Source organism: Mesorhizobium sp. B2-4-6 (assembly GCF_006442775.1).
Classification (GTDB): Bacteria; Pseudomonadota; Alphaproteobacteria; order Rhizobiales; family Rhizobiaceae; genus Mesorhizobium.
Window position 1 is genome coordinate 617,855 of sequence record NZ_VFVI01000002.1, and the last position, 19,383, is coordinate 637,237.

Sequence of the window (19,383 nt, forward strand, 5' to 3'; positions counted from 1 at the left end):
CCACGACCAAATCCGACGGACAGGGCTTACAACAGCCCGTGCTTCTTGAATTCCGCCTGCTCGTCGCCGGCGATCCAGCCAAACACCTTCAGGCTGCCTTCGCGCCTTTCGACGAGATAATCGACTTCGAAATCGATGGTCACGAGCCTTTTGTCCTTGCGTTCGTATTCGCCCGACCATTCTACCTTGGCCACGCAACGGCCCTGATCGATGGCTGTTACCGAGACATCCTTGCAGGTCATCGTCTTGCTGCCCATCGCCCGATAGGCTTCAAAACCCTTCCTCATCGTATCTTGAAATTTCTTGCCGTTCTCGCCGACCATGACGCCGGCCGGGGTGACCGAGACAAATCCGGTCGAATACATCGCTCCAAAATCGTCCATGTCGACATTGCCGGCGATCGCGTCGTTGTAGACCTTCTCGTAGGTCTTGAAGAACTTTTGCACGTCCGCCTTGGCTACCATTATAGCCTCGCTATCGATGTTGTGCTTGCGATTCGGTAACGTCAGTTTTTCGGCATCGTTCCGATCTGGGGTATCATGGCGCCGGCGTGCACTGAAAGAAAGGCTTCAAATGTCGAGCCACAGCTTCGAAGCTTTCGCCGTGTTTATATTTTTCATTTTGATATCGATCTGTCCGGGCCCGGCTCGGGCCGACTACACTACTCCGCATGCCGAGGTTGTTTGCCAACCGGGCCGTAACGTCGCGCTGATCCGCTTTACGCTGACGATGGACGAAGATCCGGTCGGGTATCGCCGACTGCCCACCAGCGTCGATCAGGGATTATCGGCGACGCCTGCCACGGGTCGATCGAATTGCACCATGGTCAATGGCTGGACGATCCGCCTCCGTGATGGGCAAGACCAGGCTTTTGGGTATGGTCAGGGCGGCGCCGATCCGCCAGCCTTCTTCAGCCTTTGGATTGCGAAGCGAAAGATTTTTTCGCGCAAAGAGTGGAAGCCTGGCTACGCGACGGACCAAAAGCGCTGGCTGATCGGGATGGTGATCAGGCCGGATCGGCTTAGCTATTGCCATGTCGTCGGAGACGAGGCGCCGGACAAGGGACCCATTGTCTGCCTGGACGAGCCTTTCCAACTGAACCGGTACAAGATCGATCGCGTCGAATATGCGCCGCCGGGTCGCCGGCCACCAATTGGCACCATATTGCTGGCGCATGGAACGACTGAGCCGCGTCTTTGTCGAAAATTCCTGCGTCTTCGACAGGAAGGGTTTGAGAACGTCAGCACCTCCACTAACGACAACGCCAACGTCTTTCCCATGGACACCGCGCAGCAAAATCTCAACATCAAGGTGGCGACGATCGAGGTCTCGCCCGGCGTGCGTCGCAAGCTTGTGCGCTGGAGCGGAACCAATCATTATTTCGACGGCGATGTCATGCTATTGGCGCCGCTCGCAGCTGATCCGTCGACGGTCCTGAAAGAGAGTATGCTCGACGACGGCGACACGTTTTCGGACGAATTGCCCTCGGGATGGAGCGTTATATCAGGCCAACTCCCCCGCCTCTACCCAAATGTAAGCCGGCGCTACGTGCACTTCGATACGCAGCGGATCGATGGACGGCTTTACTTGCTGGCCCAACCTTCCAACAGGGACCAGCGCCCCACCGCTGTCCTCGTCCGGCCGCTTGCTGACGGGTTCAAGGCCATTTGCGTGTTCCAGCGTGTCGAGCCTCATTTCTGACGACTCACAAAACGGGCGCCGAACCGCTACCCCAGCCGTCCCAGCACCGGAAAATTCTCCAGCAGCCAATACGACGCGCTCTGCACGCCGCCGGTCAGGAAGAACACGCCCGCGACCACCAGCAGCGCGCCGATCGCCTTTTCCACACGGCCGAGATGGACGCGGAATGTGCCGAGGAAACGCATGAAGGCACCGGAAAACAGCGCCGCGATCAGGAACGGGATGCCGAGGCCGAGCGAATAGGCGGCAAGCAGCAGCGCGCCCTCGCCCACGGTCTCGCGCCCGCCGGCTAAAGTCAGGATCGGCCCCAGCACCGGGCCGATGCAAGGCGTCCAGCCGAAGGCGAAGGCGAGCCCCATGACATAGGCCGCGATCATGCTGGCAGGCTTGCCCTGCGACTGGAAGCGCGCCTCGCGCGACAGGAGCGGAATGCGCAGGATGCCGAGGAAGTTGAGGCCCATGATGATGATCAGCACGCCCGCCGCCATCGCCAGCGGCTCCTGCCAGACGCGCAGCAGGCGGCCGATGGTCGAGGCGCCGGCCCCAAGCGCGACGAAGACGGTGGAAAAGCCGAGCACGAAGGCGAGCGAAGCGTAGAGCAGCGCGCCACGGGCGCCTTCCTTTGCCGTTACGCTTTGGTTGCCGCGGAAATCGTCGACCGAAACCCCGGCCATGTAGCAGAGATAGGGCGGCACCAGCGGCAGCACGCAAGGCGACAGGAACGAGATCGCCCCTGCTCCGACCGCGCTGACATAGCCGATGTCCAATGCCATTTCATCCGCCCCGATTGTGCTTGGCGCCGATATAGCGATGCGGAAGGCTCTTCGCCAATCACCATTGTGTGGCTCGCCGCCGTTTCGCCAAGGAAGAAACCGCCGCGCCAATGCGTTGTCGGAACGAGCGCGCGATTGCCGCGCGCTCGTTCTCAGGGAGATTGTCATGAAATCGATCGCACTCGGGTTTGCCGCCCTCCTTCTGCTCGGCACCGCAGCGTCCCATGCCGCCGAAGCATGGAAGGAAGCTGAAGTCGGCGGCAAGAAGATCTATACCGACGCCAAAGGCATGACACTTTATACGTTCGACAAGGACAAGAAGGGCAAATCCAGCTGCTACGACAAATGCGCCGCCAACTGGCCGCCGCTGAAGGCCGAGGCCGGCGCCAAGGCCGACGATGAATGGACGATCGTCGACCGCACCGACGGCAGCAAGATGTGGGCCTACGACGGCAAGCCGGTCTATACCTTCGTCAAGGACAAGAAGACCGGCGACATGACCGGCGAAGGCGTTGCCGGCGCCTGGCACGTCGTCAAGGCAGATTGAGTTTCTCCCACCGCTGGCATGCGGAAGACTGCCTGGCTGCCGAATTGGTTTGATTTGGCGGCCAGCGATCTTTCCGGGCGGGGCAGCGCCTCGCCACTGTCTCTCGACTCGACTGGCCGGCAGGCCGTCCCGGCGTGATATGAGGCGCGCATGCGCCCATCCCCAAAAATGTGATCTTTGCCATACACTCTAAGAGTGTATTGCCGGCGGCCGCTTCCCAAATTGCCCGCCTCCCCTTGACCGATTGCAAAAGCGCGGCCATGTGAGCGACGAAAAGAGTGGGATTTCGTCGTGCATCGCGGAGTTCTTCCGCCACCTCACAGCTGATTAAGAGACCTCATGGACGTCGTCGTCGTCGAATCGCCGGCCAAGGCGAAGACAATCAACAAATATCTCGGCAAGAACTATAAGGTCCTGGCCTCCTTCGGCCATGTCCGCGATCTGCCGGCCAAGGACGGCTCGGTCCGCCCTGACGAGGACTTCGCCATGTCCTGGTCGGTCGACACTGCGTCGGGCAAGCGCCTCGCCGAGATCGCCAAGGCGGTCAAGGATGCCGACGGGCTGATCCTCGCCACCGACCCGGATCGCGAGGGCGAGGCGATTTCCTGGCATGTGCTGGAAGTCCTGAAGCAGAAGCGCGCGCTGAAGGACAAGCCGGTGAGCCGCGTCGTCTTCAACGCCATCACAAAGGCCTCGGTGCTGGATGCCATGGCCAATCCGCGTCAGATCGATGCGCCGCTGGTCGACGCCTATCTCGCCCGCCGTGCGCTCGATTATCTCGTCGGCTTCACGCTCTCGCCGGTGCTGTGGCGCAAGCTGCCGGGCGCTCGCTCGGCCGGCCGCGTCCAGTCGGTGGCGTTGCGCCTGGTCTGCGACCGTGAATCCGAGATCGAGCGCTTCATCCGCGAGGAATACTGGCAGATCGCCGCGATCCTAGGCACCCCGCGCAACGACAGTTTCGAAGCGCGGCTGACCGCCTTTGCCGGCAAGAAGCTGCAGAAGCTCGACATCGCCAACAAGGCTCAGGCCGACGACATCAAGGCGATGCTGGAAGGCGCGACCTTCAAGGCATTGTCGGTCGAGGCCAAGCCCACCAAGCGCAATCCCGGCCCGCCCTTCACCACCTCGACGCTGCAGCAGGCCGCCTCCTCCGGGCTCGGCTTCTCGGCCACGCGCACCATGCAGGTGGCGCAAAAGCTCTACGAAGGCATGGATGTCGGCGGCGAGACCGCCGGCCTCATCACCTATATGCGAACCGACGGCGTGCAGATGGCGCCCGAGGCGATCGAGGCTGCCCGCAGCGCGATCGTCAGCGAGTTCGGCGCAAAATACCTGCCGGAAAAGCCGCGTTACTATACCACCAAGGCCAAGAATGCCCAGGAAGCGCACGAGGCGATCCGCCCGACCGATTTCAACCGCACGCCTCAATCGGTCAGGCAGTATCTCGACGCCGACCAGGCGCGCCTCTATGAGCTGATCTGGAAGCGCGCCATCGCCAGCCAGATGCAGCCGGCCGAGATCGAACGCACCACGGTCGAGATCGAGGCGGTCAACGGCGCTCGCACTGCCGAGCTTCGCGCCGTCGGCTCGGTTATCCGTTTTGACGGCTTCATCGCCGCCTATACCGACCAGAAGGACGAGGACGCGGAGGACGAGGAGAGCCGCCGCCTGCCCGAGATCCGCTCCGGCGAGCAGCTCGCCCGCCAGGCGATCAACGCCACCCAGCACACCACCGAACCGCCGCCGCGCTATTCCGAGGCGTCGCTGATCAAGAAGCTGGAAGAGCTGGGCATTGGCCGGCCGTCGACCTACACGGCGATCCTGAAGACGCTCGAGGATCGCGATTACGTCACCATCGACCGGCGCCGGCTGGTGCCGCAGGCCAAGGGCCGGCTGCTCTCGGCCTTCCTCGAAAGCTTCTTCGAGCGTTATGTCGAGTATGATTTCACCGCTTCGCTCGAGGAAAAGCTCGATGAGATTTCCGACGGCAAGCTCGCCTGGAAGGATGTGCTGCGCGATTTCTGGAAGGATTTCTCCGGCGCCGTCGACGACATCAAGGAACTGCGCGTCACGGACGTGCTCGATGCGCTCAACGAAGAACTGGCGCCGCTTGTCTTCCCGGAACGCGAGGACGGCTCCAACCCGCGCATTTGCCCGAAATGCGGCTCAGGCAACCTCTCGCTGAAGCTCGGCAAGTTCGGCGCCTTCGTCGGCTGCTCGAACTATCCGGAATGTTCCTACACCCGCCAGCTCGGCGACGCCGCCAACCCCAATGGCGAGAACGGCAATGGCGACGACGGCATCAAGCTGCTCGGCAAGGATCCTTACACCGCCGAGGAAATCACGCTGAGGAGCGGCCGTTTCGGCCCCTATATCCAGCGTGGCGAAGGCAAGGAGGCCAAGCGCTCGAGCCTGCCCAAGGGCTGGACGCCCGAGTCGATCGACCACGAAAAGGCGCTGGCGCTGCTGGCCCTGCCGCGTGACGTCGGAAAACATCCCGAATCCGGCAAGATGATCTCGGCCGGTCTCGGACGCTACGGCCCGTTCGTGCTGCATGACGGCACCTATGCCAATCTGGAAAGCATCGAGGACGTGTTCTCGATCGGCCTCAACCGCGCCGTCTCGGTGATTGCCGAGAAGCAGCAGAAGGGCAAGGGCGGCCGCAATGGCGGCACCGCCGCGGCGCTCAAGGAGCTTGGCGACCATCCCGACGGCGGCGGCAAGATCGTCGTGCGCGACGGCAAATACGGGCCCTATGTCAACTACGGCAAGGTCAATGCGACGCTGCCCAAGGGCAAGGATCCGCAATCGGTGACGATGGAAGAAGCGCTCGCCCTGATTGCCGAAAGAGAGGCCAAGGGCGGAGGCGGTAAAAAGCCCTTCCGCAGGGCGGCGAAGAAGGGATAGCGGAACGTGGCGCGCAGGATCTCCGGAAGAAGCCACGGCGATCCGCGCCACGCCGACACGAGGGCCAAGGTCAAAGACGACTATCGACCTTCTCGCGACGAAATCCTGCGCTACATCGCCGAAAATCCCGACCGCTCCGGCAAGCGCGAGATCGCCAAGGCCTTCGCGCTGCGTGGCGAGGACCGCATCTGGCTGAAAGACCTGTTGCGCGACCTGCAGGACGAGGGCCTCCTTAACAAAGAGCGCAAGCGCCTCACCCGGGCGGGCGCCGTGCCGCACGTCGCCGTGCTCGACATTTTCGGCCGCGACGACGACGGCGTGCTTCTGGCGCATCCGAACGAATACACCGGCAACGGCTCGCCGCCTGTCATCGCCATTCGCATTTCGCGCGGCGCCGCCGGCCCGGTACCCGGCATCGGCGACCGCGTGCTTGCCAAGACCTTCCCGACCGACGATCCGTCAGGCCCCGCCTATACCGGGCGGGTGATGAAGGTCTTCGAGAAGCGCAGCGATGCGGTGCTCGGCGTCTTCCGCGTCCTGAAGGATGGCACGTTGCGCATCGAGCCCGTCGAACGGCGTCAGCCGGAACTGATCGTCGACAAGGAATTCCAGAACGGCGCCAAAAACGGCGACCTGGTCGAGGTCGAGCCGGCGCGGGCATCCCGTTACGGACTGCCCAGGGCGAAAGTGCTGGCGGTGCTGGGATCGCTGAGCAGCGAGAAGGCTGTTTCGATGATCGCCATCCACGCCCACGACATTCCCCATGTCTTTGCGGCGGACGTGATTGCCGAGGCCGAAGCAGTGAAGCCGGCGACGCTCGATCACCGCGAGGATTGGCGCGACCTGCCGCTGGTCACCATCGACCCGGCCGACGCAAAGGACCATGACGACGCCGTCTTCGCCACGCCCGATGCGGACGAGAAGAATCCCGGAGGCGTCGTCGTCACCGTGGCGATCGCCGATGTCGCCACCTATGTGCGCTATGGCACGCCGCTCGACCGCGAAGCCTTGAAGCGCGGCAATTCGGTCTATTTTCCGGACCGCGTCGTGCCGATGCTGCCCGAACGCATCTCCAACGATCTCTGCTCACTGCGCGAAGGCGAGGACAGGCCGGCCATCGCCGTGCGCATGACCTTCTCCTCGGAAGGCCGCAAGCTCAGGCACTCCTTCCACCGCGTCATGATGAAGTCGGCCGCCAAGCTCTCCTACCCGCAGGCGCAGGCTGCGATCGACGGGGTGCCCGACGACAAGACGCGGCCGATCCTCGATGGTGTCTTGAAGCCGCTCTGGGATGCCTATGCGGTGCTGAAGCACGGCCGCGACGCCCGCCAGCCGTTGGAACTCGACCTGCCGGAGCGCAAGATCCTGCTGAAGCCCGACGGCACGGTCGACCGCGTCGTCGTGCCGGAGCGACTCGATGCGCATAAGCTGATCGAAGAGTTCATGATCCAGGCCAATGTTGCCGCCGCGGAGACATTGGAGGGCAGGAAAGAGCCGCTCGTCTATCGCATCCATGACGCGCCGTCGCTCGCCAAGCAGGAAGCGCTGCGCGAGTTCCTGCAGACGCTCAGCCTGTCCCTGGCGCGCGGCGCGCAGATGCGGCCTAGCCAATTCAACGGCATCCTGGAGCGGGTGCGCGGCGCCGACAACGAGGCGCTGGTCAACGAAGTGGTGCTGCGCTCGCAGAGCCAGGCCGAGTATTCGCCGAAGAATATCGGCCATTTCGGCCTCAACCTCAGGCGCTACGCGCATTTCACCTCGCCGATCCGCCGCTATGCCGATCTGATCGTGCACCGCGGATTGATCGCGGCGCTTGGTCTGGGTCCCGGCGGCCTGACGCAGCAGGAGGCGGACAGGTTGGAAGAGGTCGCCGCGCTGATCTCGGCCACTGAACGCCGCGCCATGGCCGCCGAGCGCGACACGGTCGACCGGCTGATCGCCGCCTATCTCGCCGAGCGCGTCAACGACACGTTCGATGCGCGCATCTCCGGCGTCACCAAGGCGGGGCTCTTTGTCCAATTGCCGCAGTATGGCGCCGACGGCTTTATTCCGGTGTCAACTCTGGGCGGCGACTACTATATCTACGACGAAACCGCCCGATCGCTGTTCGGGGAACGCACCGGCAAGGGCTATCAGCTCGCCGACCGCGTCGAAGTCCGGCTGGTCGAGGTCGCGCCGATGGCCGGCGCGATGCGTTTCGAGATGCTGACCGACCCGAAGCCGCTGCCAGGCTCCAAGCGGTCGTTCCACAAGGCCAAAGGCCGCGCCCGCGCGTCGCAATCGCGCGTCGGACCGCGCGGCAGGAGACGATGATGCCAGGCAATTTCCAGGTGGAAGAACAGGTTTTCGGCGGCGAGCATCATTCCGGCCGCGTCGCGCGTCCGCTGTGGACGGCGATCAAGCGCGGCATGCTCGGCCGTTGCCCGCGTTGCGGCAAGGGAAAGCTGTTCCGCGCTTTCGTGAAGCCCGTGGACACGTGCGAGGTCTGCGGCGAAGAGCTGCACCACCATCGCGCCGACGACCTGCCTGCCTATCTGGTCATCGTCATCGTTGGCCATATCGTGCTTGGCTCGTTCATGGCGGTGGAGGCCGCCACCACGCTCTCGACCTGGCAGCACGCGCTGATCTGGGTGCCGTTGACCATCATTTTGGCGCTCGTGCTGCTGCAACCGGTCAAGGGCGCCGTCATCGGCCTGCAATGGGCGCTTTATATGCACGGCTTCGGCGACGAGAAAGACGAATTCGAGCCGCGTCCCAAGGCTTAGGCCGCAACCTGGTCTGACGTATGAGATTTCTGAATTCCGAGCATCCGTTGACTGGCGACATGATCGCCCAATGCGAGAAAGCTTGCGGGCTCGTGCTCCCCGCCCCGGCTCGCGAACTTTATGCCAAGTCCAACGGTGGCGAGCCGGACCCTTACGTCTTTCAAAACGATGAACTCGATACGGTGGTGTCCGAATTCTTGCCCCTTGCGGCCGAATCGCGCGGGACCGCGGTTCAAAGTTACCGACGCTTGGTTACGGAAAAGGCGGTGATCGCCGCCCGATTCTTTCCTTTCGCCATCGATGGCGGCGGCGATTATTTCTTTGTGGACACCCAGACGCGAGACGGTGCGGTCTACTTTTACCGAAGCGACAGTCGCTTCGATCAAGGCCTTCTTCCGCTTGGACTCGATTTCACCGGTTTTTGGGCGGCTCTTGTCGCCGAGTAACGTTCCATCGGTGCCGCATCGGAGCTTGATCGCTGCCGCCGCCGGTGGAATTGCCTGTTCTCGGCAATGGCCCCGTCATCCGGCTGGTGCAACACGCCAATTGCTAAGGCCACTTTCGCATTCGAGAACTTTCCGCTAGGTCGAGCGCATGGAAGGAATGACCAAGGCGGATGTCGACAAGCTCGATAAGGGCCTGGCCGTGCGCAACGGCCGGGCGTTGCGTCCACGTGATGCCGCAACCCTCATTCTGCTCGATCGCCGGGGCAAGGACGTTCTGGTGCTGATGGGCCGGCGCCATGCCGGGCACGCCTTCATGCCCGGGAAATTCGTCTTCCCCGGCGGCCGCACCGATCCCGCCGACAGCCGCATTCCCGTCGCCGCCCCTCTGCCCGATGAAGAAGAGAGTAGGTTGGTCTCAGGCCCTGGCCGCGCCAGCGCGGCGCGGGCGCGGGCAATCGCCCTGTCGGCGATTCGCGAGACCTATGAGGAAGCCGGCCTGCTGATCGGCCGCAAGGGCGCCTTCTCGACCGCGAAGCGCGACTGGCAGGGTTTCGCCGAACATGGCGTGGTCCCCTCGCTGGACGTGCTCCGCTTCATTGCGCGCGCCATCACCCCGCCCAATCGCGTGCGCCGTTTCGATACGCGTTTCTTCAGCGCCTGGCGCCACGACGTTGCCGTGGAGTTGCCCGGCGGCGGCCCGACCAACGAGCTCGAAGAACTCATCTGGCTGCCGCTCGCCGATGCCCGCAAGGCCGACATCCCCGACATTACCGGCATGATCCTGAAAGAACTGGAAGGTCGGCTTGCCGACGATCCCTTGCTGCGGCCGGGGGGCGCCGTGCCGTTCTTCCGGCTCGTCCGCAACCGCTTTGTCCGCGAAGTCCTTTAGAAGCAGAGCATTTTGATCCCATGACGGTCGATACCCAAGAACAGGGCGACGAACGCGTACACTGGCTGCCGATGATCGCGGCGATCTCCTCGATCAGCGTTGTCGGCATCGCCATCGGCCTCGGCATGCCGCTGCTCAGCGTCATTCTGGAAAGTCGCGGCCATTCCGCTTCGATGATCGGCCTCAACACGGCCGTCGCCGGTCTCGCCTCGATTGCCGGCGCGCCGCTCGCCACCCCGCTTGCCATGCGGCTCGGCGTCGCCTGGACCATGCTGTTGATGATCGCCATCGGCGCGCTCGCCTTTGTCGGCTTCCATTTCGCGCCGGATTTCTGGATGTGGTTTCCGCTCCGCGTCGCCCTGCATATCTCGCTGACGGTGCTGTTCATCCTGTCGGAATTCTGGATCAGCATCTCCGCCCCGCAGAACCGGCGCGGCCTTGTGCTTGGCATCTACGCCACCGTGCTGTCGCTCGGCTTCGCCGCCGGACCATGGCTGTTCGCCCATCTCGGCAGCACGGGCTTCCTGCCGTTCGGCGTCACCATAGCGCTGGTGACGCTTGCCGCCATTCCGGTGCTGGCGGCCCGCAACGAGAGTCCGACCATCGTCGCCGACAGCGAGACCAGCCACTTCCTGCGCTACATCTGGCTGGTGCCGACCGCGACCTTCGCCGTGCTTGTTTTCGGCGCCGTCGAGACCGGCGGTTTCTCGCTCTTCCCCGTCTATGGCAGCCGTATCGGCTATTCGGAAGCCGACGCCGCGCTGCTCCTGACAATGATCGGGCTCGGCAATGTGCTTCTGCAGATCCCGATCGGCATGATCAGCGACCGCGTTTCCGACCGACGCTACCTGCTGCTGGCCTGCGCCACGGTCGGCCTCATCGGCACGGTCTTCATGCCGTTTTTCGCGCAGAACTGGCATCTGATGGCAGCCCTGCTGTTCGTCTGGGGCGGAGTCGTCGCCGCCATGTACACGATCGGCCTTGCCCATCTCGGCTCGCAGCTGTCCGGCCATGAACTGGCATCCGCCAATGCTGCCTTCGTGCTTTGCTATGGCGTCGGCATGGTGCTGGGTCCGCAGGCGATAGGCATCGGCATGGATGCCTTCGGCCCATCCGGTTTCGGCTGGTCGCTGGCCTTTTTCTTCGCTGCCTACATGGCTCTGATCCTGGTCAGGCTGGTGCGCAAGATTCTGTAGGCAAATGCCGCTGAAGCGTCGGGCATCCTGACATCACCGTGTCAGCAGCACCCCTGCTATACCCTGTCTCCAGCGCGAAGTAGGAGAATTGCGATGATCGACAGCGGCTTTGAAACCAAGTCCCTCAGGATGGAACTGCTTCTGCTCGTCACATTCCAGGCGCCGGCCGCCGATGTCGAGCGCATCATGGAGGCGGTGGTGGCGATCACGCCGCTGCGCATGGGCAAATATGACAGCAACGCCTATCAGTCGGCGCAAGGCGTCGAGCGCTATCGGCCGCTCGAGGGCGCCGCCGCGGGCGCCGAGACGGAATTGCGCCGGCGGCCCGGCACCGTTGAAGTGTCGTTCGAGATCGCCGACGACCAGGCGCTCGCCGCTCGTGTCGTCGAGGCGATATTCCAGGCTCACTCCTATCAGGAGCCCGTCATCCGCATCCAACCGCTGCTCGCCAGCCGTTCCAAGGGTCTTGACGACCATGCCAATCCCAACCGCTGGTGGAACACCACGGGCGACTGGAAAAAAACGGCTCAGCGGATCGGCGAGAACGCCTGAAGCGGCGAGATCGGCCATGACCAAATGGGGCAAGGAAGGCGCCCGGGCTTGACTTTCCGGGCGCGTTCTTTATGTGTCGCGCCAAGTTTCCCGCGTCCGGGTGTTTTCCCCGTGCTCCAGCGGCCAAAACTCCACGAACATTAACGGACGAAAATCATGGCCAAAGCCGCAAACATCAAGATCAAGCTTCTGTCGACCGCCGACACCGGGTTCTTCTACGTCACCAGCAAGAACAGCCGTACCAAGACGGACAAGCTCTCGTTCCGCAAGTACGACCCGGTCGCCAAGAAGCACGTCGAGTTCAAGGAAACCAAGATCAAGTAATTTGGTTATCCCGAGAAATCAAAACGCCGCCCTTCGGGCGGCGTTTTTGTTTTGGAGCAATTCCAGGAAAAGTCCGACAAGGTTTCCCGGCAGAAGGAAGACCGAACGGCTGAGGAGCCTGCGCGACTGTCTGCGCAAGCTTCCGATGTCGGTCTTTGAGAAAAAGGGGGCCGGTCGGCGTTTGGCAGCGGTACGAGGAGGCCACTATGCGCCAGCGCCGGCCGGCCGACCCCACGGACCCAGGAGATGCGGCGGACCTGAGCATCATGGGGTATTTTTTGGATCGAGCCGGCTAGTCTACCCTCGTGCCGGCCTCGTCTTCTGTCTATGCGTCGCAGATTTGCGCAAGACCTTATAAAAATCAACCATTTCTTAACCACCGCTCGCGAATCGCTTGGGTTAAGGTAAATTCGTAACCCTGTTGGGACGGCCGCGAATCGTCGCCTTTTTGCCGAGCATGTCTCCCGAGAGTGGAAACCGGTTTCGGGACAAAGACAGCGCGCTGGGTGTGAAAGATCGCGACGCGTTTTTGGGATGTGTTGAGATTCAGGTCAGGCCGCGCCGAGAACGTTGGTTTCCGAGAACCGGAGCGGAGCGTACTTGCGTGAGCACCGGAAGCGCAGGAAACCATCGTTCGCAGGCCGGCATCACCTGAATATCAACACAGCCTAGGCGGCCTTGGCGACCACCCGGTTGCGGCCGCCGCTTTTGGCCTCGTAGAGCGCCAGGTCGGCGCGCTTCATCAGCGCGGCGACGCTGTCCGTCCCTTTCAGGACCGACGACACCCCGACGCTGACCGTGACCTCGATCATCTTGCCGTCGTTGCCGATCGCGAAAGCCGCCTGCGCGATCTCGGCGCGGATGCGCTCGGCGACCTTCTCGGCGACCGCGCCATCGGTGTCCGGCATCACCACGACGAATTCCTCGCCGCCGAAGCGGCAGGCGAGATCGATGCCGCGCACATTCTTGCGCAGCCGCCGGGCGAACTCGCGCAGCACGTCGTCACCGCCGTCATGGCCATGAGTGTCGTTGATCGACTTGAAGCGATCGAGGTCGGTGATCATCACCGACAGTGGCCGCCGCCGAGCCACGGCGCGGTCGAACAGCGTCTGCAGATGGCTGTCGAGGTAGCGCCGGTTGTGCAGCCCGGTCAGCCCGTCGATCACCGCCATCTCGATCGTCTGGGCGACGCTGGCCCGCAATTGGTCGTTGTAGCGCTTGCGCCGCACCTGCGTGCGCAGCCTCGCCGTCAGCTCGTGCTGGTCGATCGGCCGGATCAGGTAGTCGTTGACGCCGAGTTCCAGCCCGCGCAGGATGCGGCCCTCCTCACCCTCGTCGGCGAGCAGCATGATCGGCAGGAAGCGGGTGCGGTCGAGCGAACGCAGCTGCGAGCAGAGCCTCAGCGCATCGAAATTCGAGAAGGCGGTCGACACCAGCACACATTCATACGCCGTTTCGGCCGCCTGGAAGAACCCGGCATTCGGATCGGTCGCGACATCCAGCTCGGCGCTGTTGCGCAGCATCTTCTGGATGCGTTCGACGGAAGATTTGCGCTCGTCGACAAGCAGCACCCTCGGCTTGGCGTCCTCAGTCGCGAAATCGCGGCTCAGAAGCTCTTCGATGCCGATATTGCGCGTCGTCGAGGCGCGCAGCCGCAATTCGTCGGTCAGCGACTTCAGCCTGACCAGGCTCTTCACGCGCGTCATCAGTTGCAGGTCGTTGACCGGCTTGGTCAGGAAATCGTCCGCGCCCGCCTCGAGGCCGCGCACCCGGTCCGACACCTGGTCGAGTGCGGTGATCATGACGACGGGGATATGCGAGGTCGCCGGGTCGCTCTTCAGGCGCTTGCAGACCTCGAACCCGTCCATGTCCGGCATCATGACATCGAGCAGCACCACATCGACCTTGCCGTTCTCGCAGGTCTCGATCGCATCCAGGCCGTTGCTGGCCGTCAGCACCTCGAAATACTCGGCAAGCAGCCGAACCTCCAGCAGCCGCACATTGGCGGGGATATCGTCGACGACGAGGATCCGCGCGGTCATCTCAACAAACTCCGGCTCTGCTGGTCTCGGGCATCAGGCGTCGCCCAGATAGGATTTGATCGTCTCGATGAAGCGCGGCACCGAGATCGGCTTCGAGATATAGGCCTCGCAGCCGCCCTGGCGGATGCGCTCCTCATCGCCTTTCATGGCGAAGGCGGTGACGGCGATGACCGGGATCGAATGCAACTCGTCATCTTCCTTCAGCCACTTCGTCACTTCCAGGCCGGAGACTTCGGGCAACTGGATGTCCATCAGGATCAGGTCCGGCCGGTGCTGGCGCGCGAGATCCAGCGCCTCCAGCCCGTTACGCGTGCGAACCGTCTCGTAACCGCTGGCTTCGATGAGGTCCCGAAAGAGCTTCATGTTAAGCTCATTGTCCTCGACGATCATGACCTTCTTAGCCATCAGTTTCCCGTCCCGACCGCCCTCGAAACCGAAGGCCGTCGCAATGCGTCCCCTTCGGACCGCACCCAACCCTTTTCCACTCTAGCCCAATATGATTGACGAAACGGAAACCGGAGATTGGAAAGCTGCACCAATTCCACCTTCGGACGTTGTATGGGAAAGAGCGGAGGCTTGCCGCTAGCGACGCTTGCCGTTACTGCGGAAGGAGACTCGAAAAAATCCACCATTCCAAAGGTAATGATGGCGAACGCAGCGTCAATGCGCGAGGAAGCGGAAACCATTGCCGTCAGGGCTCTGGGCTTCGTCGCCGCCGATCCCGAACTTCTGCCCCGCTTCCTGGCGATCACCGGCATCGAGGCGAACTCGATCCGGAGGGCCGCCGCGGAGCCCGGCTTCCTTGCCGGCGTCCTACAATTCATCCTCGCCCACGAGCCGACGCTGCTGCGCTTCGCCGAGGAGACCGGCACGCCGCCAGCGGCCGTCGGCAAGGCGCTGCGCGCGCTCCCGCTCGGCAACGACGATCACGAGCGTTCGACATGAGCGACGATCCCGAGACGGCGCGGCAGATCGAAGAGCTTGCCGCCGATGACCGGCCGCTGCTGGTGCTCGACGTCGACGATGTCGTGCTGGAATTCATCCGGCCATTTCCGCACTATCTGAAGTCGCGTGGTTTTGGCCTGACGCTCGCATCCTTCCGATTGACCGGCAACATCGCCGAGACGGCGAGCGGGCGGCTGATCGAGCAGCCGGAAGTGACGGCGCTCCTCGGCGATTTCTTCGACGCCCAGGCGGATTGGCAAAGCATCGCCGACGGCGCCGCGGATGCGCTGGCGATGCTCGGTCGAGGCGCCGAGATCGTCATGCTGACCGCCATGCCGCACAAGCACCGCGCTGTGCGCCGCGCGCATCTCGATGCGCTGGGGCTCAATTATCCGCTGCTGACGACGGAAATGGCCAAGGGACCGGCAATCGCGAAACTGCGCGGCGTCAGGGGCCGGCCCGTCGCCTTCGTCGACGACCAGCCTTCCAACCTGGTCTCGGCGCGCAATTCCGTGGCGGATGCCCACCTCTTCCATTTGATGGCCGACAACGCCCTGCGCGCCTTCTTGCCGCCAACGCCGGAAGACATCATCTCGGTCGAGGACTGGCGGGATGCGACGCCAAAAATCGCCAGTGCTCTCGGGCTTTAACCCAAGCGATCAGGGCTGGAGCTTCGCTCCGGCCCCGCCATTGTCGCCGCCATCCGTATCGTCGCCCCCACTCGAATTGTCGGTTCCGTTCGAGCCACCACCCGAGTCGTCCTGACCCGCGCTGTCGTCCTGGGCGGCATCCGGCCCCTTCAGCATGGCGCCGTTGACCTTGACCGAGCCGTCGGCTTTCGTGTCGATCACCCACTCCAGGCGGCCATCCGGCAGTGTCTTGCCAAATCCCTTGACGGCCAGCGCAAATGGGAAGGCTTGCGCCATCTGCTCATCGCTCTTGGCCGCTTGCTTCAGGGCATCGACGATCTTGTCGTAGCCGGCGACGTCGATGGTCACGGTCGCGTCGGGCTTCTCGCCGGGAAAAATCATCTCACCCTCCAGCGCGACCTCGATATCGCCGTTCTTCACCGTGCTGTGCCCGATCACGACCTTCGGATTCTTGGCCTTGAAATCGGCGACCAGAGCCTTGCCGAATTCATCCGACAGCGGCGGATTCTTATTGAGATCAAAGGCTTCGATCGCCTTTTTCGCCATCGTATCGAGATCGATATTGGCGCCGCCGAAGTTCAGATCGATGTCGGTTGGCAGCAATGGGACGGTCCATTCCGGCAGGCTCTGCCGAGGAATTGTCAGGCCGGCAGCCTTGATCTTGTAGTCGACCTTGCCGTTCTGGGAGACGCCGTCCATGCCGAATGCGGTGCTGAATTGGGCGGCCCCGAACTTGCCGACAGGGCTCTCCACCTCGAAATCCTTGAAGCCGTAGTTGCCGTCGACCCTTTCCCAGATGGGCAGCGCGGCCAGCATGAGCGATTTGAGCTCAGCCTGGCTCGCCTTGAGTTTGGCTTCGTCCTCGTTGGCCACGGCAAAGGCAAGCAGGTCGAGCAGTAGCTTCGTCCGCACGCCTTTGCCGTTTGCATCCACCGAAAGTTCCGGCGTTTTCAAGGTGAGCGGGAAATTCATTCCGCTGTTGGGATCGTCGATCTTGATCTTCTCGACGAAGTCCGAAACTTTCTGGGTGGCCGTGAAGTCGACGCCGCCATCGGCGGATTTGGTCGCCGTAACGGTGGCGATGCCGGCGCCGGTCGAGATATCGGCCTGCTGCTTGGCTTCCCGGGACGTCATGGTCATCCCGGCCAACGAGCTGGTGGCGTTGGTGAAGGCGGCAAGCGCCGGATCGTAGACGCTGGTCAGCTTACCGTCCTTGATCGTGAACTCCATGCTCTGACGGCCTTCCGGCCCATCGAACTCGAAGGACGCACCCTGCGAGAAATTCGACGAGACGTCCCAGGACCCGTCGCTGCGCGGCTTCACCATCAAGGCATATGGCGCCATGTCGAATTTGAGGAGCTTCTGCTCCGGCAGCGCATTGACGAGCGACTTGACGTCAAACGCGATCTTGTAGGCGTCGCCCTCGACCGAAACCTTGAGCACGCCCTTGTCGAACGCCTGCTTGCCGAAATAACGCGCCAGATTGTCGGACAGCTCCTTGGCGCCTTGATTGTCGACAGTCTGGGCAAAAGCCGGCGCGCCGAGCGCAAGGGCAAAGGCAAGTGGCAAAATACGCTTCACGTCGGTTCTCCGTGATCTCGGAAGGATTGTGCTGCTGGTAGGCAAGAAGCGTTACAGCCGCAAGACGCCGACTGTAGGCCAAAAGCGCATCCGGCTAAAGCACCAGCCGCATCAGCGGCCGGCCGGGCTTGCGTTCGACAAGCCTCTGGAAGCCGGCCTTCTCAAACACCCGCGACGAGCCGACGAAAAGCCCGATCGAGCGCGAATCGCGCGACAGGTCGATCGGGCAGGCTTCCAGCAGCCTCGCGCCGTTCTCGCGCGCGAAGGCGATGCCGCCCTCGACAAGGCGATGCGTGGTGCCTCGGCCCCTCGCCTTGACGCGGATGAAGAAGCACGAGATCGCCCACACGTCCGGATCGCCGGCATCGGCCGGATCGACAGGCGCCGAGCCCCTGCCCTGGTTGTTCCATTCGGGTATGTCGGCGCGCGGCCCGATCTGCATCCAGCCGACGGCCTTGCCGTCCTCGAGCGCCAGAAGCCCCGGCGGTGGGCCCGTTTCGATTCGCGCCTTGATGAGATCCTTGTTGCGCTCCTTGTCGCTGGCGCGCCGTTGCGCCGGCGCCAGCCGGAAATGCGTGCACCAGCAGCCGTAACAGGCGCCCTGCTTGCCGAACAGGTCCTCGAAATCGGCCCAGCGTTCAGGAGTCAGCGGTGCTATGGTCGTGCTCATGCGTTCTCCCCAGGCCAAGCTTGTTGCCAGCCTTGCGCTGTCGTACCATTGCATCTGTTCTCTTTATGTTCGCAGCGATGGCGGCTCCTGTCAACAATCCCGAACACGGTTTTTGCCGTGACTGCCTTGCTTTCCAGCGCTCGGAGACGCGTCGCTGCAATCGTTGCGGCAGTCCGCGCCTTGTCCGCCACGCCGAGCTCTACCGGCTCAAGATCGCCCATATCGACTGCGACGCTTTCTACGCGGCGATCGAAAAGCGCGACAATCCGGCACTGAAAGACAGGCCGGTGATCGTCGGCGGCGGCCGGCGCGGTGTCGTCTCCACCGCCTGCTATATCGCTCGCATCCAAGGCGTGCGCTCGGCCATGCCGATGTTCAAGGCGCTCGAACTGTGCCCCGAAGCGGTGGTGATCCCGCCCGACATGGAAAAATATGTCGGCGTTGGGCGCGAGGTCCGCGCGTTGATGCTGGCGCTGACGCCGCAGGTCGAGCCGCTGTCGATCGACGAGGCCTTTCTCGACCTAGCTGGCACCGAGCGGCTGCACGGCATGCCGCCGGCGCTGGTGCTGGCGCGCTTCGCGCAGACGGTGGAAAAGGAGCTCGGCATCACCGTTTCGGCCGGCCTCTCCTACTGCAAGTTCCTGGCCAAGATCGCCTCGGATTTCCGCAAGCCGCGCGGTTTTTCGGTGATCGGCGAAGCCGAGGCGCCAAGCTTCCTCGCCGCGCAGCCGGTGACGATGATCTGGGGCGTCGGCAAGGCGCTTGCCGCGACGCTGGAGCGCGACGGCATCCGCATGATAGCGCAATTGCAGCGCATGGAGCGCGGCGACCTGATGCGCCGCTACGGTGTGATGGGCGACCGGCTCTATCGCCTGTCGCGCGGCGAGGACGATCGCCCGGTCGACCCCGGCGGCGATGCCAAGAGCGTCTCTGCCGAAACCACCTTCGACACCGACATCGCCGCCTTGGCGGAACTGGTGCCGGTGCTGCGCGGCCTGTCGGAAAAGGTCTCGGCGCGGTTGAAGAAATCAGGCATTGCCGGGCGCACCGTGGTGCTGAAGCTGAAGACGCAGGACTTCAAACTCCGCACCCGCAACCGTCAGCTCGGCGACCCGACGCGCCTGGCCGACCGCATTTTCCAGACCGGGCTCGACCTGTTGCGCCGCGAGGCCGACGGCACAAGATTCCGCCTGCTCGGCATCGGCGTCAGCGACCTCTCCGACGACGAAAAGGCCGATCCGCCGGACCTGGTCGACATGCAGTCGCGCAAGCGCGCGCTGGCCGAAGGCGCGATGGACACGCTGCGCGACAAGTTCGGCGGGAAAGCCGTCGAGACCGGCTACACATTCGGCAAGGGCCGCGCCGCCAATCCGCCCGAGCCGCTGGAGGATTGAG

General features: G+C 63.3%; 19 protein-coding genes. 13 read left to right on the top strand and 6 right to left on the bottom strand.

Features of this window, described 5'->3' with window-relative positions; translation table 11 throughout:
• Positions 1 to 26: 26 nt before the first annotated feature.
• Positions 27 to 464 (bottom strand): nuclear transport factor 2 family protein, encoded by a 438-nt coding sequence (locus tag FJ957_RS08960; protein WP_140830542.1) that lies wholly within the window; start codon positions 462 to 464, stop codon positions 27 to 29.
• Positions 465 to 573: 109 nt separating this feature from the next.
• Between FJ957_RS08960 and FJ957_RS08965 the strand changes: the two genes are divergently transcribed.
• Positions 574 to 1,701, top strand: a complete 1,128-nt coding sequence (locus FJ957_RS08965) for a hypothetical protein (RefSeq protein WP_140830544.1) — start codon at positions 574 to 576, stop codon at positions 1,699 to 1,701.
• Between the two features lie 26 nt (positions 1,702 to 1,727).
• On the opposite strand, the gene FJ957_RS08970 is transcribed toward FJ957_RS08965, so the two are convergent.
• Complete coding sequence (locus FJ957_RS08970) at positions 1,728 to 2,474, bottom strand: cytochrome c biogenesis CcdA family protein (protein WP_140830546.1); 747 nt, start codon at positions 2,472 to 2,474, stop codon at positions 1,728 to 1,730.
• Between the two features lie 166 nt (positions 2,475 to 2,640).
• On the opposite strand from FJ957_RS08970, the gene FJ957_RS08975 reads away from it, so the two are divergent.
• The 9 genes from FJ957_RS08975 to rpmG all read left to right on the top strand — a co-directional run bounded on the left by FJ957_RS08975 (position 2,641) and on the right by rpmG (position 12,100).
• On the top strand, positions 2,641 to 3,021 hold the full coding sequence (locus tag FJ957_RS08975; RefSeq protein WP_140830547.1) for a hypothetical protein: 381 nt from the start codon (positions 2,641 to 2,643) through the stop codon (positions 3,019 to 3,021).
• Positions 3,022 to 3,360: 339 nt separating this feature from the next.
• Entirely contained in the window at positions 3,361 to 5,928 is a 2,568-nt protein-coding gene (gene topA / locus FJ957_RS08980; protein WP_140830549.1) for a type I DNA topoisomerase, read from the top strand.
• Positions 5,929 to 5,934: 6 nt separating this feature from the next.
• Positions 5,935 to 8,241, top strand: coding sequence for a ribonuclease R (gene rnr, locus FJ957_RS08985; RefSeq protein WP_140830550.1), 2,307 nt, complete (start codon positions 5,935 to 5,937; stop codon positions 8,239 to 8,241).
• On the top strand, positions 8,241 to 8,693 hold the full coding sequence (locus tag FJ957_RS08990) for a DUF983 domain-containing protein (RefSeq protein ID WP_140830552.1): 453 nt from the start codon (positions 8,241 to 8,243) through the stop codon (positions 8,691 to 8,693). The genes rnr and FJ957_RS08990 overlap by 1 nt, the downstream gene beginning before the upstream one ends.
• A 47-nt stretch (positions 8,694 to 8,740) precedes the next feature.
• The gene (locus FJ957_RS08995) at positions 8,741 to 9,139 is read left to right on the top strand and encodes an SMI1/KNR4 family protein (protein ID WP_181180530.1); all 399 of its coding nucleotides are present in this window, start codon (positions 8,741 to 8,743) and stop codon (positions 9,137 to 9,139) included.
• Between the two features lie 148 nt (positions 9,140 to 9,287).
• Positions 9,288 to 10,028 (top strand): NUDIX hydrolase, encoded by a 741-nt coding sequence (locus FJ957_RS09000; RefSeq protein WP_140830555.1) that lies wholly within the window; start codon positions 9,288 to 9,290, stop codon positions 10,026 to 10,028.
• 20 nt (positions 10,029 to 10,048) lie between these two features.
• On the top strand, positions 10,049 to 11,224 hold the full coding sequence (locus tag FJ957_RS09005) for an MFS transporter (protein ID WP_140830557.1): 1,176 nt from the start codon (positions 10,049 to 10,051) through the stop codon (positions 11,222 to 11,224).
• Between the two features lie 93 nt (positions 11,225 to 11,317).
• Positions 11,318 to 11,776, top strand: coding sequence for a hypothetical protein (locus tag FJ957_RS09010; protein ID WP_140830558.1), 459 nt, complete (start codon positions 11,318 to 11,320; stop codon positions 11,774 to 11,776).
• Positions 11,777 to 11,932: 156 nt separating this feature from the next.
• Positions 11,933 to 12,100: a 50S ribosomal protein L33 gene (rpmG, locus tag FJ957_RS09015; RefSeq protein ID WP_006201775.1), complete on the top strand. Its 168-nt coding sequence runs from the start codon at positions 11,933 to 11,935 to the stop codon at positions 12,098 to 12,100.
• 668 nt (positions 12,101 to 12,768) lie between these two features.
• Here rpmG and FJ957_RS09025 read toward each other — a convergent pair.
• A complete protein-coding gene (locus tag FJ957_RS09025; RefSeq protein ID WP_140830560.1) occupies positions 12,769 to 14,142 on the bottom strand; it encodes a PleD family two-component system response regulator in 1,374 nt (457 codons plus the stop codon).
• 33 nt (positions 14,143 to 14,175) lie between these two features.
• Positions 14,176 to 14,547 (bottom strand): response regulator, encoded by a 372-nt coding sequence (locus tag FJ957_RS09030; RefSeq protein WP_027166515.1) that lies wholly within the window; start codon positions 14,545 to 14,547, stop codon positions 14,176 to 14,178.
• A 240-nt stretch (positions 14,548 to 14,787) separates the two neighbouring features.
• Between FJ957_RS09030 and FJ957_RS09035 the strand changes: the two genes are divergently transcribed.
• Both FJ957_RS09035 and FJ957_RS09040 read left to right on the top strand, forming a co-directional pair.
• Positions 14,788 to 15,087: a DUF3572 domain-containing protein gene (locus tag FJ957_RS09035; RefSeq protein ID WP_140830562.1), complete on the top strand. Its 300-nt coding sequence runs from the start codon at positions 14,788 to 14,790 to the stop codon at positions 15,085 to 15,087.
• On the top strand, positions 15,084 to 15,737 hold the full coding sequence (locus tag FJ957_RS09040; RefSeq protein ID WP_140830563.1) for a hypothetical protein: 654 nt from the start codon (positions 15,084 to 15,086) through the stop codon (positions 15,735 to 15,737). Before FJ957_RS09035 ends, FJ957_RS09040 begins: the two co-directional genes overlap by 4 nt.
• Before the next feature lie 9 nt (positions 15,738 to 15,746).
• Here the strand turns inward: FJ957_RS09040 and FJ957_RS09045 are convergent, their stop codons facing one another.
• Positions 15,747 to 17,318, bottom strand: a complete 1,572-nt coding sequence (locus tag FJ957_RS09045; protein ID WP_140830565.1) for a hypothetical protein — start codon at positions 17,316 to 17,318, stop codon at positions 15,747 to 15,749.
• 94 nt (positions 17,319 to 17,412) lie between these two features.
• Positions 17,413 to 17,988, bottom strand: coding sequence for a GNAT family N-acetyltransferase (locus tag FJ957_RS09050; protein ID WP_140830567.1), 576 nt, complete (start codon positions 17,986 to 17,988; stop codon positions 17,413 to 17,415).
• A 65-nt stretch (positions 17,989 to 18,053) separates the two neighbouring features.
• On the opposite strand from FJ957_RS09050, the gene FJ957_RS09055 reads away from it, so the two are divergent.
• Entirely contained in the window at positions 18,054 to 19,382 is a 1,329-nt protein-coding gene (locus FJ957_RS09055; protein ID WP_140830568.1) for a DNA polymerase IV, read from the top strand.
• The last annotated feature ends 1 nt before the right edge of the window (position 19,383 follow it).

Excerpts from the sequence above, each read along its gene's own strand:
- FJ957_RS09035 (WP_140830562.1), top strand. The coding sequence starts at position 14,788 with ATGGCGAACGCAGCGTCAATGCGCGAGGAAGCGGAAACCATTGCCGTC.
- FJ957_RS09000 (WP_140830555.1), top strand. The coding sequence starts at position 9,288 with ATGGAAGGAATGACCAAGGCGGATGTCGACAAGCTCGATAAGGGCCTG.
- FJ957_RS08970 (WP_140830546.1), bottom strand. The coding sequence starts at position 2,474 with ATGGCATTGGACATCGGCTATGTCAGCGCGGTCGGAGCAGGGGCGATC.
- FJ957_RS08990 (WP_140830552.1), top strand. The coding sequence starts at position 8,241 with ATGCCAGGCAATTTCCAGGTGGAAGAACAGGTTTTCGGCGGCGAGCAT.
- FJ957_RS08975 (WP_140830547.1), top strand. The coding sequence starts at position 2,641 with ATGAAATCGATCGCACTCGGGTTTGCCGCCCTCCTTCTGCTCGGCACC.
- rpmG (WP_006201775.1), top strand. The coding sequence starts at position 11,933 with ATGGCCAAAGCCGCAAACATCAAGATCAAGCTTCTGTCGACCGCCGAC.
- FJ957_RS09050 (WP_140830567.1), bottom strand. The coding sequence starts at position 17,988 with ATGAGCACGACCATAGCACCGCTGACTCCTGAACGCTGGGCCGATTTC.
- FJ957_RS09025 (WP_140830560.1), bottom strand. The coding sequence starts at position 14,142 with ATGACCGCGCGGATCCTCGTCGTCGACGATATCCCCGCCAATGTGCGG.
- FJ957_RS09005 (WP_140830557.1), top strand. The coding sequence starts at position 10,049 with ATGACGGTCGATACCCAAGAACAGGGCGACGAACGCGTACACTGGCTG.
- FJ957_RS08960 (WP_140830542.1), bottom strand. The coding sequence starts at position 464 with ATGGTAGCCAAGGCGGACGTGCAAAAGTTCTTCAAGACCTACGAGAAG.
- topA (WP_140830549.1), top strand. The coding sequence starts at position 3,361 with ATGGACGTCGTCGTCGTCGAATCGCCGGCCAAGGCGAAGACAATCAAC.
- FJ957_RS09040 (WP_140830563.1), top strand. The coding sequence starts at position 15,084 with ATGAGCGACGATCCCGAGACGGCGCGGCAGATCGAAGAGCTTGCCGCC.
- FJ957_RS09010 (WP_140830558.1), top strand. The coding sequence starts at position 11,318 with ATGATCGACAGCGGCTTTGAAACCAAGTCCCTCAGGATGGAACTGCTT.
- FJ957_RS08965 (WP_140830544.1), top strand. The coding sequence starts at position 574 with ATGTCGAGCCACAGCTTCGAAGCTTTCGCCGTGTTTATATTTTTCATT.
- FJ957_RS09030 (WP_027166515.1), bottom strand. The coding sequence starts at position 14,547 with ATGGCTAAGAAGGTCATGATCGTCGAGGACAATGAGCTTAACATGAAG.
- FJ957_RS09055 (WP_140830568.1), top strand. The coding sequence starts at position 18,054 with ATGTTCGCAGCGATGGCGGCTCCTGTCAACAATCCCGAACACGGTTTT.